The sequence below is a fragment of the Arthrobacter sp. PsM3 genome, assembly GCF_030433895.1.
Lineage (GTDB): Bacteria > Actinomycetota > Actinomycetes > Actinomycetales > Micrococcaceae > Arthrobacter.
In genome coordinates this window covers 1-16,717 of record NZ_JARUXE010000058.1, presented here as the reverse complement: position 1 = coordinate 16,717, position 16,717 = coordinate 1, and the positions used below count along the sequence as shown (strand labels likewise).

General features: G+C 66.7%; 13 protein-coding genes and 1 pseudogene. 10 read left to right on the top strand and 4 right to left on the bottom strand.

The features are described from left to right. Positions 1–163: pseudogene (locus QCD75_RS20130) on the bottom strand (serine hydroxymethyltransferase); the annotation flags it as partial. 137 nt (positions 164–300) lie between these two features. Here QCD75_RS20130 and QCD75_RS20125 point away from each other — a divergent pair. Further along, entirely contained in the window at positions 301–972 is a 672-nt protein-coding gene (locus tag QCD75_RS20125; protein WP_301231239.1) for a GntR family transcriptional regulator, read from the top strand. Positions 973–1,000: 28 nt separating this feature from the next. Continuing rightward, positions 1,001–1,810, top strand: coding sequence for an IclR family transcriptional regulator (locus tag QCD75_RS20120; protein ID WP_301231237.1), 810 nt, complete (start codon positions 1,001–1,003; stop codon positions 1,808–1,810). Positions 1,811–1,869: 59 nt separating this feature from the next. On the opposite strand, the gene QCD75_RS20115 is transcribed toward QCD75_RS20120, so the two are convergent. Further along, positions 1,870–3,006: an aromatic ring-hydroxylating oxygenase subunit alpha gene (locus QCD75_RS20115; protein WP_301231236.1), complete on the bottom strand. Its 1,137-nt coding sequence runs from the start codon at positions 3,004–3,006 to the stop codon at positions 1,870–1,872. Between the two features lie 50 nt (positions 3,007–3,056). Next, positions 3,057–4,382 carry an NAD(P)/FAD-dependent oxidoreductase gene (locus QCD75_RS20110; protein WP_301231235.1) on the bottom strand — a complete coding sequence of 442 codons (1,326 nt, stop codon included), beginning with the start codon at positions 4,380–4,382 and terminating at the stop codon, positions 3,057–3,059. 234 nt (positions 4,383–4,616) lie between these two features. Between QCD75_RS20110 and QCD75_RS20105 the strand changes: the two genes are divergently transcribed. The 8 genes from QCD75_RS20105 (at position 4,617) to QCD75_RS20070 (ending at position 15,946) form a co-directional block, all read left to right on the top strand. Beyond that, positions 4,617–4,967: a bifunctional 3-phenylpropionate/cinnamic acid dioxygenase ferredoxin subunit gene (locus tag QCD75_RS20105; protein WP_301231233.1), complete on the top strand. Its 351-nt coding sequence runs from the start codon at positions 4,617–4,619 to the stop codon at positions 4,965–4,967. 68 nt (positions 4,968–5,035) lie between these two features. After that, positions 5,036–5,977 carry a formyltetrahydrofolate deformylase gene (purU, locus tag QCD75_RS20100; RefSeq protein WP_301231241.1) on the top strand — a complete coding sequence of 314 codons (942 nt, stop codon included), beginning with the start codon at positions 5,036–5,038 and terminating at the stop codon, positions 5,975–5,977. A gap of 68 nt (positions 5,978–6,045) precedes the next feature. Next, positions 6,046–8,553, top strand: coding sequence for a GcvT family protein (locus QCD75_RS20095; RefSeq protein ID WP_301231232.1), 2,508 nt, complete (start codon positions 6,046–6,048; stop codon positions 8,551–8,553). Between the two features lie 58 nt (positions 8,554–8,611). Next, complete coding sequence (gene betA, locus QCD75_RS20090) at positions 8,612–10,309, top strand: choline dehydrogenase (RefSeq protein ID WP_301231231.1); 1,698 nt, start codon at positions 8,612–8,614, stop codon at positions 10,307–10,309. Then, positions 10,306–11,868, top strand: coding sequence for an aldehyde dehydrogenase family protein (locus QCD75_RS20085; RefSeq protein WP_441005526.1), 1,563 nt, complete (start codon positions 10,306–10,308; stop codon positions 11,866–11,868). Before betA ends, QCD75_RS20085 begins: the two co-directional genes overlap by 4 nt. Continuing rightward, on the top strand, positions 11,865–12,899 hold the full coding sequence (locus tag QCD75_RS20080; RefSeq protein ID WP_301231229.1) for a quaternary amine ABC transporter ATP-binding protein: 1,035 nt from the start codon (positions 11,865–11,867) through the stop codon (positions 12,897–12,899). The genes QCD75_RS20085 and QCD75_RS20080 overlap by 4 nt, the downstream gene beginning before the upstream one ends. Next, positions 12,899–14,929, top strand: a complete 2,031-nt coding sequence (locus QCD75_RS20075; protein ID WP_301231228.1) for an ABC transporter permease — start codon at positions 12,899–12,901, stop codon at positions 14,927–14,929. Before QCD75_RS20080 ends, QCD75_RS20075 begins: the two co-directional genes overlap by 1 nt. A 36-nt stretch (positions 14,930–14,965) precedes the next feature. Further along, a complete protein-coding gene (locus QCD75_RS20070; protein WP_301231227.1) occupies positions 14,966–15,946 on the top strand; it encodes an ABC transporter substrate-binding protein in 981 nt (326 codons plus the stop codon). A gap of 97 nt (positions 15,947–16,043) precedes the next feature. Here the strand turns inward: QCD75_RS20070 and QCD75_RS20065 are convergent. Further along, a partial coding sequence (locus QCD75_RS20065; protein ID WP_301231226.1) for a zinc-binding dehydrogenase occupies positions 16,044–16,717 on the bottom strand: 674 nt, incomplete at its 5' end.

Sequence of the window (16,717 nt, the reverse complement as noted above, 5' to 3'; positions counted from 1 at the left end):
TGTTCGTCAGGACCGAGCCCTGCGCCTCCATGACCGAGGCAGGGGCGAAGTTCTCCGAGGCGATCATCTCAAGGGTGGACTGCTGGCGCAGGAGTTCCCTGTCCACGGCTTCCGCCACTTCGATGTCGACTTCTGATAACCGGTGATTCAGCTGCCCAACCATTCGACTGCTCCTTTGAAATACTACTTCTGACTAATTGATATATCAGTGTGTGAACAATGGTATGATGGAAGTCACAAGAGAGTCAATAGGTTCGCGGCCACAACGGCCGGGCGGGCCGCTGGGGAAGGGGACATCCGTTGAGCGCAGCACACCTCATTTCGGCACCCGAGGAGGGGGAGATCTCCCTGGCCGAGGCGGCCTACCGCCGACTGCGGGACAAGCTGATCATGCTGGAGATCAAGCCCGGCGCCCCGATCAACGACGGCCAGCTGGCCGCAGAGCTCGGGGTTGGCCGGACCCCGGTTCGGGAGGCCATCAAGCGCCTGGAAGTTGACCACCTGGTTGTCTCCTACCCCCGCCGGGGAACGTTCGCCACCATTGTTGACATCACTGAACTGGCAGATGTCTCGGATATCCGCGAGCTGCTGGAGCCGCTGGCGGCCCGCCGGGCCGCAACCAACGCCAGCGCAGATATGCGCGCGGAGCTCCGGGAGGTGGCCCGGACCATTTCCGGCATCGACACCACGCCGCGCGACAAGCGCGAGCTTATGCGTTACGACCTGACCGTGCACCGGCTGATCTACCGCGCCGCGGGCAACCCCCATCTGGAAGACACCTTGATCCGCTACGACAACCTGGCGACGCGCATCTGGTGCCTGGTGCTGGACAAGCTTCCCTCGGTGGAAGGACACGTCACCGAGCACGTGAAACTGCTGGAGGCCATTGCGGCCGGCGATGCGGAAAGCGCCGCCCAGCTCGCGGTGGAGCACGTCAGAAGCTTTGAACAGGCCGTCCGCAGCGTGCTCTAGCCGCAGAAACTACTCGTTAGTATGAATCATGGCTTCCAACACTGATCCCGAATCTGATACCGGGCCTGACGGCGCGCAGCACGGCGGCGTCCAGTCCGTGGACCGGGCACTTGCCGTGCTGGAGATTCTGGCGCGGGACGGCCAGGCCGGGGTGAGCGAGATAGCCGAGGAGATGGGCATCCACAAGTCCACCGTGTCCCGGCTGCTCGGCTCCCTGGTGAGCCGGGATATCGTCCACCAGAACAGTGAACGGGGAAAGTACCAGCTCGGCTTTGGCATTCTGCGATTGGCAAGCTCCGTTCCCGGGAGGCTAAGCCTTGTCCGCGAGGGCCGGCCCGTCCTGGAAAGCCTCGCCGAGGACTTCAAGGAAACGGTGAACCTGGCCGTGCTGCGGTCCAACTACGCAGTCAACGTGGACCAAGCGATGGGACCGTCGACGCTCGCCACCTACGACTGGGTAGGCAGCCTGACCCCGCTGCACGCAACCTCCAGCGGAAAGGTCCTGCTAGCGGCGGTCTCCGCGGATGAGCGGGACCGGATCCTGAAGGAGACGGGGCTGCCCGCCAGGACCCCGCGCACCGTAACCAGCCGGAATAAGCTGGAGAACCAGCTCCTCGACATCTCCCGTGACGGCTACTGCGTCGTCCGCGAAGAGTTCGAAATCGGGCTCAACGCCATTGCCGCGCCGGTGTACAACCACATGGGAACAGTGATCGGTGCCGTCAGCATCTCCGGGCCGGCCTTCCGATTTGACCCGGAGCAAACGCCGGGGCTCCCGGAGGCACTGAAGCAGGCCGGGCTCCAGATCAGTAAGAACATGGGCTACACCCGGCGGTAGAAGAAGGCGGAGCCCGCCGAAAGGAGTGTTTCGACGGGCACCAGCAGCTGAGGCGGCGCTCAGTGGCCGGGGGAAACGTCGCCCACCCGGGCCTGGACCCAGTCGTGGAACGCGCCGATGTGGTGCTCGCTGGGGACCAGCACCCCGCCCTTGGCATAGACCTTCGAGCCCATGGCCGGCTGGCAGCGCTCGCAGGCATCGAAGTCCTGCTCGTTCACGCGGTGGAAGAGCTCCACCGAGGCGCTGACATCCTTTCCGCTTTCCACGACGCTGGGAAGGTAGAGCCAGTCGCATTCCACGATGGTGTGGTCCGCGGCCATGGGGAACATGCGGTGGATGATCACGTGGTCCGGAACAAGGTTGACGAAGACCGTGGGCTTGATCGTCACGGCGTAATAGCGCCGGTCCTGGTCCTCGCCCACGCCGGGAATCCGTTCCATCCCTTCTGAGCCGTCGATGGTGAAGCCCTTGATGTCCTCGCCGAATTCGGCGCCGTGGCCCACAAAGTACTGGGCGGCCAGCCCGTCGGCGAATTCAGGCAGCACCTCCGTGAGCTCGGGGTGGATGGTGGCGCAGTGGTAGCACTCCATGAAGTTCTCGATGATGAGCTTCCAGTTGGCCTTGACGTCGTACCTGATGCGGCGGCCCAGGCTCAGGTTGGCGATATCATAGTCCTCCACCGCCTGCAGGTCCCCGAGACGTTCCTCGATGGCACCCATAACGTCCTCCTCGAACGACGGCGGCTCGTCGGCCAGGCAGACCCAGACGTACCCGAGGTACTCGCGGGTGTGGACCTTGACCAGGCCGTACTCGTCCCGGTCGATATCCGGCATCTTGGTCAGGTTGGGGGCTGCAATGAGCTTGCCTTCGAAGTCGTAGGTCCAGGCGTGGTACGGGCACTGGAACGAGCGCGCAGATTCTCCCTGCTCCTCCATGCACAGCTTGACGCCCCGGTGCCGGCACACGTTGTAGAAGGCGCGGATGCCGCCCTTGCGGGTACGGCTGACCAGCACACTCTCGCGGCCCACCTGCGCCGTGCGCCAGGCCCCGGGCTTGTCCAGGTCCGCGGACCGCACTGCGCAGAACCACATCTGCTCAAAAATGCGCTCCTGCTCGGCGCGGAAGATCTCTTCGCTGACGTATGCCTGGCCCGGGAGGGTGGGGATCAGGCTGGGCGTGAAGACTTCGGTGGTCATTCGTTACTCCTCTGCGGTGACTGACATCGGGGGTGAGGCGGTCGGTGGGATCAGGCGAAACTGGCGGATACTGCCAGTACGGACCGGGCGGTGCAAGTGGGGGCTGCGCTGGTTGGGGTGGCGCTCCCTGGGGCAGTGCCTGCTGCCGCAGTGCCTGCTGCCGCAACGCCGGCGTGGCCTTCGGCGGCCGGCGTGTCCACCGGTCGTGCAGCGTTCAGCTGCCGCTTCCATTTGTTGAAGAGGCGCGGCTGGTTGACGCCAAGGACGGCGACCGGCTCGCCGCCACGGTAGTAGACGGCCAGGAAACTGTGCGCCGCGGGATCTCCGGCCTCGATGGACACCTGATCGGTGTCACGGGCCTGGCCCGCGAACTGGATCCTGACGTTGTACTGGTCGGACCAGAAGTACGGCAGGTTCAGCGGCCGGCGGGCGGCTCCGGGATCCAGCAGCGCGGTCACGGCGAGCGACGGGCGCTCCGCGGCGCAGCTCCAGTGCTCCACGCGGCGGTGCCTCCCGGACTCTTCGTCCAGCCAGGCGGCGCAGTCGCCGACGGCCACCACGCCCGGAACATTGGTCCGGCCCATCGGATCGCACAGGACGCCGTCGCCGAGTTCGATCCCGGAGCCGGCCAGCCAGGCAGTGTTGGGCACGGCGCCGATGGCCACCAGGACGACGTCGGCAGGCAGGTACCGGCCATCCGCCAGCCGCAGCCCGCTGACCACTCCCTCGCCGCTGTAATAGGACTCAACGGTGGCGTCACAAATCAGCTCCACCCCGTTAATTCCATGTAACGCAGCCAGGGTGGCCGCCATCTCCGCGCCCAGCGGACGGCTGAGCGGAACGGCGCCCGTGCAGACGACCGTGACTTCAACCCCAAGGGCGCGGGCGGTGGAGGCCACCTCGGCCCCGATAAACCCGGCGCCTACGATGACGAGCCGCGTTCCGGGCACCAGCTCGGGTGCGAGGTCCTGCGCGTCCTCCAGGGTGCGCAGGGTAAAAACATTTGCCAGACCGGCAAGTTCCGGCAAAGTCCGTGCGGATGCCCCGGTGGCGATGACGACGCCGTCGGCCTCTATTACGGAGCCGTCGTCGAGGGTGACCCGCCGGGCACCGGCGTCCAGGCTGCGTGCAGCCCGGCCCAGCAGCCACTCGGCCTGCAGCGGGTCTGCGGCTTCACCCTCGCCGGCATTCTCCAGCAGGAGGTGTCCGGGGGTGATTTTTCCCGCCAGGAAATCCTTGGACAGCGGCGGCCTGTCATAGGGCCGGTGCGCCTCGTCCCCGATGATGACCAGCCTTCCGGCGAAGCCCTGGGCGCGGGCGGAACGGGCGGCCGAGATTCCCGCCAGGGATGCCCCCACTATTGCCAATGTCTGCATGGCTGCCTTCCCGTTACATAAGTGCAACAAATTGCGTATAACGCAACAACTCTCTGTATGCGAAACAGCGTGGCGCATGCCGCGGGGGAGTGTCAAGGGCCTGGCCCGACACTAGGCAACCCCTTGACAAGCGCGAGTGGCATGGATCACTCTGTTGCGTATTGTGATCGGCGTTGATGATGGCACAACCCGCCGACCGGGCTGAGCCCGTCAACCGGGAAAGAGGTTTATCAGATGCACATCGCCTGCCCACTCGCAGCACTGGCCCCCGGAGACTCCGTCCGGCTCGACACATCGCCCCCGATCGCCGTGTTCCACACGGAGGACGGCGAGTTGTTCGCCCTGGACGACACCTGCACCCACCAGGACGCGTCCCTCGCGGACGGCTGGGTGGACGGCTGCGAGGTGGAGTGTCCGCTTCATGCTTCCAAGTTCAATCTCCGCACCGGTGAAGTGGACTCGCCGCCGGCCAAGCTGCCTGTGCGGGTCCACAGGGTCTCCGTGGTGGACGGCCAGATCATGGTCGAGGAGTCCAGCGAGGCACCCAACCTTCCACCGGGCCTGAGCATCAACGGTCACGTCTAGGCACCATCAGGCAGAACTCCGCTACAAGCCGAGAGGTGAAGTTTTTGACCCTTCAACTGAGCAACGAGCTGCAGGACCAGCCGCCTTCCGCGGCACCCGTCGGTCAGCCCCGGGCAGCATCCGGGCAGCAGGCGACGCCGTTCGTCCTCACCGTGGCCTGTCCCGAACGCAGTGGAATCGTCCATGCGGTGTCCAGCTTCCTCGCGATGCGCGGTTTCGACATCGCCGAACACCAGCAGTTTGACGACCACGTCAGCAACACCCTCTTTCTGCGCACTGCCTTCACCGGGACACTGGCCGGCGCCGGCGGGGCCAGCAGCATTGATCCGGACAGCACGGCAGGTTCCCTGTCCGCCGACTTCGCGGAAATCGCCGGCGAATTCGGCATGTCCTACACCTTCCACGACGACCGGCCGCAGCGCATCCTGGTGATGGTCTCCAAGTTCGGGCACTGCCTCAACGACCTGATTTTCCGCTGGCGCGCCGGGAGCCTGGGAGCGGACATCGCCGCCGTCGTCTCCAACCACGAGGACCTGCGCCCGATGGCGGAAGCCGCAGGACTTCCCTTCATCCACGTGCCGGTAGCCGCAGCCACCAAAGCCCAGGCGGAGTCCCGGCTGCTGGAACTCGTCGACGACTACGATGCGGACGTCGTGGTCCTGGCACGGTATATGCAGGTACTCTCCGACGGCCTCTGCGGGGAACTCAACGGCCGGGCCATCAACATCCACCATTCCTTCCTCCCCGGGTTCAAGGGCGCCAAGCCTTACCACCAGGCCTACGAACGCGGCGTCAAGCTGGTCGGGGCCACTGCCCACTACGTCACCGGCGACCTCGACGAGGGCCCCATCATCGAGCAGGAAGTTTTCCGGGTGGACCACAGCGTTGACCCGGAATCCCTGGTGACGGCCGGGCGTGACGCCGAAGCGATCGCCCTGTCCCGGGCGGTGAAATGGCACTGCCAGCACCGCGTCCTCCTCAACGGCTGCCGGACCGTCGTCTTCCGCTAGAGCCACACCGCGGGGCCCCCAGCGGGCCCCGTCCACGCACGCAGCACGTCACGAATAGGAGCTCCCGTATGAGTGCTACACCCCGCGTCGTTATCATCGGTGCCGGCATAGTCGGTGCGAATCTGGCGGACGAACTGGCCACCCGAGGCTGGACCAGCGTCACCGTGCTGGAGCAGGGACCGCTCGGCCTCGCCGGCGGCTCCACGTCGCACGCCCCCGGCCTGGTGTTCCAGACCAACCCGTCCAGGACAATGACGCAGTTTGCCGCATACACGGTCGACAAGCTCCTCTCCCTGAGCGACGAGGGTGTCGCCTGCTTCAACCAGGTGGGCGGACTCGAGATCGCCACCACCCCGGAACGGCTTGAAGACCTCAAGCGCAAGCTCGGCTACGCAGGCTCGTGGGGGGTCGAGGGCCGCATCATCGACCCCGACGAGTGCGCCAAGCATTACCCGCTGCTGAACCCGGAGATGGTGCTCGGCGGACTTTACGTCCCCTCGGACGGCCTCGCCTCGGCGGCCCGCGCCGTTCAGCTGCTGATCCGCAAGGCCACGGCAGCCGGCGTCACGTTCGTCGGATCAACACCGGTGACCGGGATCGAGCAGTCCGGCGGAAAGGTCACCGGCGTGCAGACTCCCGACGGCGTGGTCCCGGCCGACATCGTGGTGTCCTGCGCCGGCTTCTGGGGTCCCAAGATCGGCGCGATGGCCGGCATGGATGTACCGCTGCTGCCGCTCGCCCACCAGTACGTCAAGACCACCACGGTGCCGGAACTGGTGGGCACGAACCTCGGCACCAATTCACTGGACCCCTCCAATGGCGCGCGCACGCCCATCCTCCGGCACCAGGACAAGGACCTCTACTTCCGCGAGCACGGAGACAGGATCGGCATCGGCTCCTACGCCCACCGGCCCATGCCGGTGGACCTGGCCACCCTGCCCGAGGTGGCTCCCGGGCAGATGTCCGAGTACCGGATGCCGTCCCGGCTCGAATTCACTGCGGAGGATTTCCTGCCCTGCTGGGAGGACAGCCGCCAACTGCTGCCGGCACTCCGCGGTGCCGAGATCGCCGACGGCTTCAACGGCATCTTCTCCTTCACCCCGGACGGCGGCCCGCTGATCGGGCAGGCGCCGGAGCTTGACGGCTTCTACGTCGCGGAAGCGGTCTGGGTGACGCACTCCGCGGGTGTGGCCCGCGCGGTCGCCGAACTGCTGATCGAGGGCCAGTCCCGCACCCCGCTCCACGAATGCGAGGTCACCCGCTTCGAGGCCGTCCAGACTGCCGAAAGCTATGTCAGCGAAACCTCCCAGCAGAACTTCGCCGAAATCTACGACATCCTGCACCCCCTGCAGCCGCGTGAATCCCCCCGGGACCTGCGCGTCAGCCCGTTCAACTGCCGGCAGAAGGACCTGGGAGCATTCTTCCTCGAGGCCGGCGGCTGGGAACGCCCGCACTGGTTCGAGGCCAACCGGGACCTGCTGGAGGAGATGCCGGCCGAATGGCGGGCGCCGGAACGCGGCCCCTGGGCAGCCAAGTTCAGCTCCCCCATATCCGCGGCCGAGGCGTGGAAGACGCGGACCGCCGTCGCACTTTACGACATGACCGCGCTCAAGCGGCTCGAAGTCAGCGGACCCGGCGCCCTCGCCCTGCTGCAGCGGCTCAGTGCCGGTCAGATCGACAAGAAGCCCGGCGCCGTCACCTACTGCCTGCTGCTGAACGACGACGCCGGCATCCGCAGCGACATCACGATCGCACGGCTCACCGAGACCACGTTCCAGGTCGGCGCCAACGGCAACATCGACTTCGACTACTTCACCCGCGAGGCCCGGAACCAGACCGCCGCGGACGCCAGCCAGTGGGTGCAGGTCCGCGACATCACGGGCTCGACCTGCTGCATCGGCCTCTGGGGTCCGCAGGCGCGGGAAGTCATCGCCAAGGTCAGCACCGATGATTTCAGCAACGACGGTCTGCGGTACTTCCGCACCAAGCAGGTGCGGATCGGCGGGATCCCTGTGACGGCCATGCGCCTGTCATATGTCGGGGAGCTCGGCTGGGAGCTGTACACCACCGCCGAACACGGACTGAAGCTCTGGGACCTCCTTTTCGAGGCCGGCCAGGAGCAGGGCATTATCGCCGCCGGCCGCGGTGCCTTCAACAGCCTCCGCCTGGAAAAGGGATACCGGCTCTGGGGGACCGACATGACGCCCGAACACGAGCCGTACCAGGCGGGCCTGGGCTTCTCGATCGCCAAGACCAAGGACTCCTTCGTGGGAGCCGATGCGCTCGCCCGGCGTCGGGCAACGCCCGCGTCCAAGCAACTGCGCTGCCTGACGGTCGACGACGGCACCTCCGTGGTGTTGGGCAAGGAACCCGTGTATTTCAAGGGCGAAGCCGCCGGCTACATCACCAGCGCGGCCTACGGCTACACGGTGCAGCGCCCGATCGCCTATGCCTGGCTCCCCGCCGACGCCGCCGAAGGCGACGCCGTGGAAATCGAATACTTCGGCACCCGCATCGCCGCCACCATTGCAGCGGAGCCGCTGGTGGACCCGGGCATGGAACGCCTGCGCGGCTGACCCAGGCCCGTCCGGGCCCCCACCACGACTCCGAAACACTCCCAAGGAGATTCACCCCATGACGAACGAGAGCTACGACTACGTGATTGTCGGCGGCGGAAGCGCCGGATCGGTCCTCGCCGACAGGCTGAGCGCGGACGGAACGCACACCGTGCTGGTCCTTGAAGCCGGCCGCAGCGACTACCCGTGGGACCTTTTCATCCAGATGCCGGCGGCCCTGACGTTCCCCAGCGGCAACCGGTTCTACGACTGGCAGTACCAGTCCGACCCCGAACCGCGCATGCACGGCCGCAGGATCGCGCACGCCCGCGGCAAGGTACTCGGCGGCTCCAGCTCCATCAACGGGATGATCTTCCAGCGCGGCAACCCGCTCGACTACGAACGCTGGGGAGCCGACGCCGGCATGGAAACCTGGGACTTCGCGCACTGCCTGCCCTACTTCAAGCGCATGGAGACCGCGCTCGCCGCAGCGCCGGACGATGAACTGCGCGGCCATGACGGACCCCTGGTGCTGGAGCGCGGGCCGGCCCGCAACCCCCTGTTCCAGGCCTTCTTCCGGGCCGCCGAGGAAGCAGGGCACCAGCACACCGACGACGTCAACGGGTACCGGCAGGAGGGCTTCGGCCCGTTCGACCGCAATGTCCACAAGGGCCAGCGGCTGTCCGCGTCCCGCGCCTACCTCCGCCCCAACAGGGGCCGCAGGAACCTGACCGTGCGCACCCGGGCGCTGGTGGTCAAGGTCAATTTCGACGGCACAACGGCAACCGGGGTCAGCTACCGCCGGAACGGGCGCCTGCACACCGTCACCGCCAAGGAGGTGGTGCTGTGCGGCGGGGCCATCAACACGCCCCAGTTGCTGCAACTCTCCGGTGTCGGCGATTCGGCGCACCTGTCCTCGCTCGGCATCACCCCCGTGGTGGACCTGCCCGGCGTGGGCGAAAACCTGCAGGACCACCTCGAGGTCTATGTCCAGCACTCCTGCACGCAGCCCGTGTCCATGCAGCCAAGCCTCAGCCTGTGGCGCTACCCGCTGATCGGACTCCAATGGCTGCTGGGTCGCAAGGGCCCGGCCGCCACCAACCACTTCGAAGGGGGCGGATTCGTCCGTTCCAACGACGACGTCGCCTACCCCAACCTGATGTTCCACTTCCTGCCGGTGGCTGTCCGCTACGACGGGCAGAAAGCCGACGCCAAACACGGGTACCAGGTCCATGTAGGCCCCATGTACTCCGACACCAGAGGCAGCCTGAAAATCACCTCCACGGACCCGGCCAAGCACCCGTCCCTGCAGTTCAACTACCTCTCCACGGACCAGGACCGGCGCGAATGGGTCGAGGCCATCCGGGTCACCCGCGACATCCTTGCCCGGCCGGCCCTCGCGCCTTACAGCGGAGGCGAACTCTCGCCCGGCCCGTCCGTCCAGACGGACGAGGAGATCCTCGACTGGGTGGCACGGGACGCCGAAACGGCGCTCCACCCCTCCTGCACCGCAAAGATGGGCCCGGCCGCTGACCCCCTGGCAGTCGTGGACCCGCTCACCATGAAGGTCCACGGGACCTCCGGGCTCCGCGTGGCGGATGCCTCCGCGATGCCCTACGTGACCAACGGCAACATCTACGCGCCGGTCATGATGCTCGCCGAAAAGGCCGCGGACCTCATCCTGGAGCGTACGCCGCTGGCACCCCAGCACGCCGACTTCTACCGGCACGCACCTGCAGCAACTCCCGAGGCCGCGCCCAGCGCGGGCCGCGCATGAGCTGCGTCCAGGGCGTCCAGCTGGCCGGGACCGGCGTTGGAACCGTGACGGGCCCCGATGCCGCACCGCTGCGGGGCCTCTTCGTGGACGGCCGGTGGCGCGAACCGGCCGCCGGAAACACCCGGGTCATCAACTGCCCGGCGGACGGCGAGCAGGTCGCCGAGGTTGCCGAATGCACGGCCGCCGACGCCGGGGAAGCAGTCGCCAGCGCCCGCCGCGCTTTCGACGCCGGAGCGTGGCCCGGAACCAGCGAGAAGGACCGCGGCCAGGTCCTGCTCCGCACCGCCGAACTGCTGGAGCGCGACAAGGCACTGTATGCCCGGGCCGAAGCCCTCGACACGGGCAAGCGCTACGTCGAGGCCGAATACGACATCGACGATATCGCCGCCTGCTTCCGGTACTACGGCGGCATCGCCGGGACGGACGCCGGCCGCGTGATCGACACCGGAAACCCCGGATCCATCAGCCGCGTGGTGCACGCCCCGGTAGGGGTCTGCGGACTCATCACGCCATGGAACTACCCCCTCCTGCAGGCCTCATGGAAGGTGGCCCCGGCCCTGCTGGCCGGCAACACCTTCGTCCTGAAACCCAGCGAACTGACACCCTCCACGTCCATCCTGCTGATGGACACGCTTCTCGAGGCCGGGTTGCCGCCCGGCGTCGCCAACCTCGTCACCGGCACCGGTCCCGAGGTCGGCGCCGTCCTGAGCGAAAGCCCGGACGTTGACCTGGTCTCCTTTACCGGCGGCCTGGCCACCGGGATCAGCATCATGAAGACCGCGGCCGACACCGTGAAGCGGGTCGCCCTGGAACTGGGCGGGAAGAACCCCAACATCGTCTTTGCTGATGCCGACCGCGAGTCGGCACTGGACAACGCCCTCACCGCGGTGTTCCTGCATTCGGGGCAGGTGTGCTCGGCCGGCACGAGGCTCATTATCGAGGAATCGATCCACGACGGGTTCGTGACCGAACTGGTGCGGCGCGCCCAGGCCATCCGGCTTGGCGGTCCCTTCGACGAGCGCGCGGAGACCGGTCCCCTCATTTCGGCCGCGCACCGTGACAAGGTCCACGCCCACGTCCAGGCCGGCATTGCGGAAGGAGCCACGCTGCTGTGCGGCGGCTATTTCCCGGACACCGGCGCGCTGGCCCTCGGCAGCTACTACCCGCCCACCATCCTGGACGGTTGCCACACCTCCATGAACGCCGTCCAGGTGGAGTCGTTCGGACCGGTCCTGACCGTGGAGACCTTCAGCACCGAGCAGGAAGCCATCAGACTGGCCAACGACACCGCCTACGGGCTGGCCGGCGCCGTCTGGACGAATGACGGTTCCCGCGCCCAGCGTGTGGCCGGGGCCCTCCGGCACGGCACCGTGTGGATCAACGACTACCACCCCTACGTTCCCCAGGCGGAGTGGGGCGGATTCGGCAAGTCCGGAAACGGCCGCGAGCTGGGGCTCCAGGGTCTCGCGGAGTACCGCGAAACCAAGCACATCTGGCAAAACATCAATCCCAAGCCCAGCCACTGGTTCGAGCCTCCACAGGCAGGAGTACAGCAATGAACAGTCCCGACATCTCAGTGCGCAAGCTATGGAAGGTCTTCGGACCGGGGGGTGAGAAGATCCCCGGCAACCCGGAACTCTCGGCCCTCAACTCCGCGGAGCTGCTGGAACGCACCGGCTGCGTGGCCGCGGTCCGCGACCTGAGCTTCGACGTCGCCAAAGGCGAGGTCTTCGTGGTCATGGGACTTTCCGGATCCGGCAAATCCACCCTGATCCGTTGCCTGACCCGGCTGATCGAACCCACCTCCGGGCAGGTCCTGGTGGACGGCAAGGACGTCCTGCAGGCAGGCGTCGCGGAGCTGCGCGAACTGCGCCGCCGGAAAATGTCCATGGTGTTCCAGCACTTCGGCCTCCTGCCCCACCGCACCGTGCTGGACAACGTCTCCTACGGCCTGCAGATCCGCGGGGCGGCCAAAAACGAACGCTACGCCAGAGCCCGGGAGATCATCGAACTCGTGGGCCTCAAAGGCTACGAGCAGCACTACCCGGACCAGCTGTCCGGCGGGATGCAGCAGCGCGTGGGCCTGGGCCGGGCCCTCGCCGGCGATCCGGACACCATCCTCTTCGATGAGCCCTTCTCCGCCCTGGATCCGCTCATCCGCCGCGACATGCAGGCCGAAGTCATCCGGCTGCACAAGGAAATGGGCAAGACCATGGTGTTTGTGACCCACGACCTTTCCGAGGCGCTCAAGCTCGGCGACCGCATCCTGATCATGCGGAATGGGGAGACGGTCCAGTGCGGCACGGGAGACGAACTGGTGGGGTCTCCCGCGGACAAGTACATCGAGGACTTTGTGTCCGAAGTGCCCCGCGCGGACGTCCTGACCCTGAAGTGGATCACCGGGCCCGTGGCGGCCGGGACGCCGGCAGACGCGCCGGTTCTCAGTTCCGGGATGATCATCCGCGACGCCATCGCGGCGGTCATGCACTCCTCGTGCCCCGTCCTGGTGGAGGATGCCGGCAGGATCACCGGGCAGATCGACCGTGACAGCATCCTGTCGGTGCTGCAGCCCACGGAAGCAGCGGCCTAATGTCCACCCTTGTCGGAGACCGGGTCCGGCTCCAGCCCGCCCCGGCCGCCCCTGAGCCCCGCCGCCGGCCCAGCCTGCGCACCCTCCTGCTGGCAGGCGCCGCCATCATCTGGATCCTGGGATTCGTTATCCTGCATGGAACCTCCACCCTGACGCTGCCTGCGTCGGAGCTGACGGACCTGCACCGCTCCCTCAACCAGTTCAACGCCTGGGTGGCAGCAAACCGCGCAGACAACCCCGTCTTCCTGTACGTCTTCACTCCCTTGCGGGCCGCGGTCGACGCCGTGGCCAACCTGTTCCTCACCACCTTTGCGGCGAGTACCACCGGCCTGCGCCTGCCGGAGATCGGCTGGCTCGGAACCGTAGGCCTGCTGGGCTGGATCGCGTTCGCGATCGGCAACGCCCGGGTCGCCGTGCTGACGGTGGCCGTCTTTATGTTCTTCGGCTTCCAGGGACTGTTCGTTGAGGCCACCTACACGTTCGCCCTGGTCCTCACCGCCGTGCTTCTGACCCTTCTGGTCGGGATCCCGCTCGGTGTCCTGGCCGGCGTCTACGGCCGCGTCGCCAAGGTGATCACGCCGGTGCTGGACTTCATGCAAACGCTGCCAACGTTCGTGTATCTGGCCCCGCTTGCCCTGATCTTCCTCATCGGTCCGGCGTCGGCCGTCATCGCCACGGTGATCTACGCCGCTCCGCCCGTGATCCGGCTGACGGCGCACGGCATCCGCGGCATCCCGGAGAACACCCGCGAAGCCTCCGATTCACTGGGCACAACTGGCCTGCAGCGGCTCGTGAACCTGCAGCTTCCCATGGCCCGCCGCACCATCGTCATGGGAATCAACCAGAGCACCATGGCGGCCCTGTCCATGGTCACCATCGCCGCCCTGATCGCAGCGCCCGGGCTCGGCCAGGTGGTGGTCCGGGCGCTGCAGTCGCTGGACGTCGGCACGGCCGTCAATGCCGGGCTCTCCATCGTGTTGCTGGCGATCGTGCTGGACCGGGTGACCACCGCCGCGAGCCGCCGCGCGGAACCGGGGGCTGCCCGGAACCGCAGGGTCTCCCGCCGGACCAGGTACATCCTCCTGGGCGTGAGCCTGGTGCTGGCACTGGCGATGGTGCAGTTGTCCCGGACCATGCTGTGGGCTGCAGCATTCCCGGCGGACCTCAACATCGGCCCGGTCATCGTCCAGGCGGTGGGCTCGGCCAGCCAGTGGATGCAGGCCAACCTGTCCCTGTTCACTGTCTCCTTCCGGGAAGCGGTCACCACCGGGATCCTTAACCCGTTCCAGTCACTGCTCACGGACACCCCCTTCTACATCCTCGTGGCCGTCATTGCCATGGCGGCCTACGCCCTGGGCGGCTGGAAGCTCGCAACCCTGACCACTGCGTGCCTGGGCGCGATCATCTACCTCGGCCTCTGGAGCGACTCGATGGTCACACTGGCCGGGACACTCGTCGCCACCGTGGTGGTCATGATCCTGGGCATAGTCTTCGGCGTCGCAATGGGACGGTCCGAGCGGGTGGACCAGATCATGCGGCCCATGCTGGACGCGGGCCAGACCCTGCCGGCCTTCGTGTACCTGGTCCCGTTCCTGGGGCTCTTCGGTGCCACCCGTTTCACCGCGATCATCGCCGGCATCATCTACGCCGCCCCTGTGGCCATCAAGATCACGGCTGACGGCATCTCGGCGATTTCCCCCACGGTGGTCGAAGCCGCCGTCGCCAGCGGCTCCACCCCCTGGCAGGTCATCACCAAGGTCCAGCTTCCGATGGCCAGGCAGACGCTGGCCCTCGCCGCCAACCAGGGCCTGATCTATGTCCTGGCCATGGTGGTGGTTGGTGCGCTCGTGGGCGCAGGCGGCCTCGGGTACGACGTCGTCGCCGGCTTCGTCCAGAGCTCGCTCTTCGGCAAGGGCCTCGCCGCCGGCCTTGCCATCGTTTTCCTCGGCATCCTGCTGGACAGGATGACCCAGGCTGCCGCAGCCACTCCGGTGCGGAAAATCCCCTCACCGAAAACCACGGCCACCTGACCCCGAGACCCGCACCCCGAACAAGGAGATCTAACGATGAAAAAAGCTGGACTGCTGTTGAAACGAACTGTCCCGGCGGTAGCGGGGGCCGCTGCCGCAGCCCTGCTGCTCGCAGGCTGCGGCGGTGCCTCCGTGAACCAGGCGGCTGCTGCCCCGGCCGCCGCGGGGGCGGCGCCCTGCGGGTCTGTCAATGTGGCGCTCAACGCCTGGGTGGGCTACACGGCGAATGCGGCCGTCTACAGCTACGTGGCGAAGAACAAGCTTGGCTGCACCGTGGTCCAGAAGGACCTGAACGAGCAGATCTCCTGGCAGGGTTTCGCTTCCGGCGAGGTTGACGTTGTGATGGAAAACTGGGGCCATGACGACCTGGCCAAGCAATACATCACCCAGCAGAAGGTGGCAGTCGACGCCGGCCCCACGGGCAATGAAGGCCGCATCGGCTGGTACGTGGCGCCATGGATGGCGGAAAAGTACCCGGACATCACGGACGGGGCGAACCTGAACAAGTACGCCTCGATGTTCGCCACGTCCGAATCCGGCGGAAAGGGCCAGGTCCTTGACGGCGATCCTGCCTTCGTCACCAACGACGAGGCCCTGGTGAAGAACCTCGGCCTGGACTACAAGGTGGTGTTCTCCGGCTCGGAGGCCGCCCTGATCCAGTCGTTCCGGACATCGGAGCAGAACAAGACGCCGCTTTTGGGCTATTTCTACGAGCCGCAGTGGTTCCTGTCCGAGGTCTCACTCAAGAAGGTCAACTTGCCGGCGTGGAGCGAGGGCTGCGACGCAAACCCGGAAAAGGTGGCCTGTGACTACCCGATCTACAAGCTCAACAAGGTGATTTCCAAGAAGTTCGAGGACAGCGGCTCGCCCGCAGCCAAGCTGGCCAAGGCCTTCAAGTGGACCAACGAGGACCAGAACTCGGTCGCCACGGACATCCAGGGCGGCATGACGCCGGAAGCCGCGGCCAAGAAGTGGGTGGACGCGCATCAGCAGGCCGTTGATGCCTGGCTCGGCTAGGCGGGCCGTCCCCGCGCCTGCCGGATAGCGTCAGCCAGGAAAAGTCACCCTCCGACGGAAATCAGTCGGAGGGTGACTTGCTTCCCCCTGGCGAGGCTCAGACCCTTCCGGGTGCCGCAGCGATTTCAACGACCGAACGAAGGACCTTGCCTTCGTGCATTTTGGCGAAGGCCTCCTCCACCTGGTCCATGCTGATCCGTTCGGTCACGAAGGCGTCCAGGTCAAGGTTGCCAAGCCGGTACTGCGCCACGAGCATCGGGAAGTCCCGCGAGGGCAGGCAGTCCCCGTACCAGGAGGACTTCATGGACCCGCCCCGGCCGAAGACATCCAGCAGGGGCAGCTCGATCTTCGCGTCCGGCGACGGTACCCCCACGAGCACCACGCGGCCGGCGAGATCGCGGGCGTAGAACGCCTGCTTGAAGGTTTCGGGACGTCCGACGGCGTCGATCACCAGGTCGGCACCGTGGCCTCCCGTCAGCGCACGGATGGCCTCGACGGGCTCTTCCCGGCTCGAATCGATTCCGTGGGTGGCGCCCAGGGACCTGGCCATGTCCACCTTGTTCGCGTCGATGTCCACGGCAATGATTGTGGTGGCACCGGCCAGCTTTGCCCCGGCGATCGCGGCGATGCCCACGCCGCCGCAGCCGATCACGGCCACAGACTCGCCGCGCTTAACCTCGCCGGTGTTGATGGCGGCACCGATGCCTGCCATCACGCCGCAGCCGAGCAGCCCGACGGCGGCGGCATCGGCGTCGTCGTCCACTTTCGTGC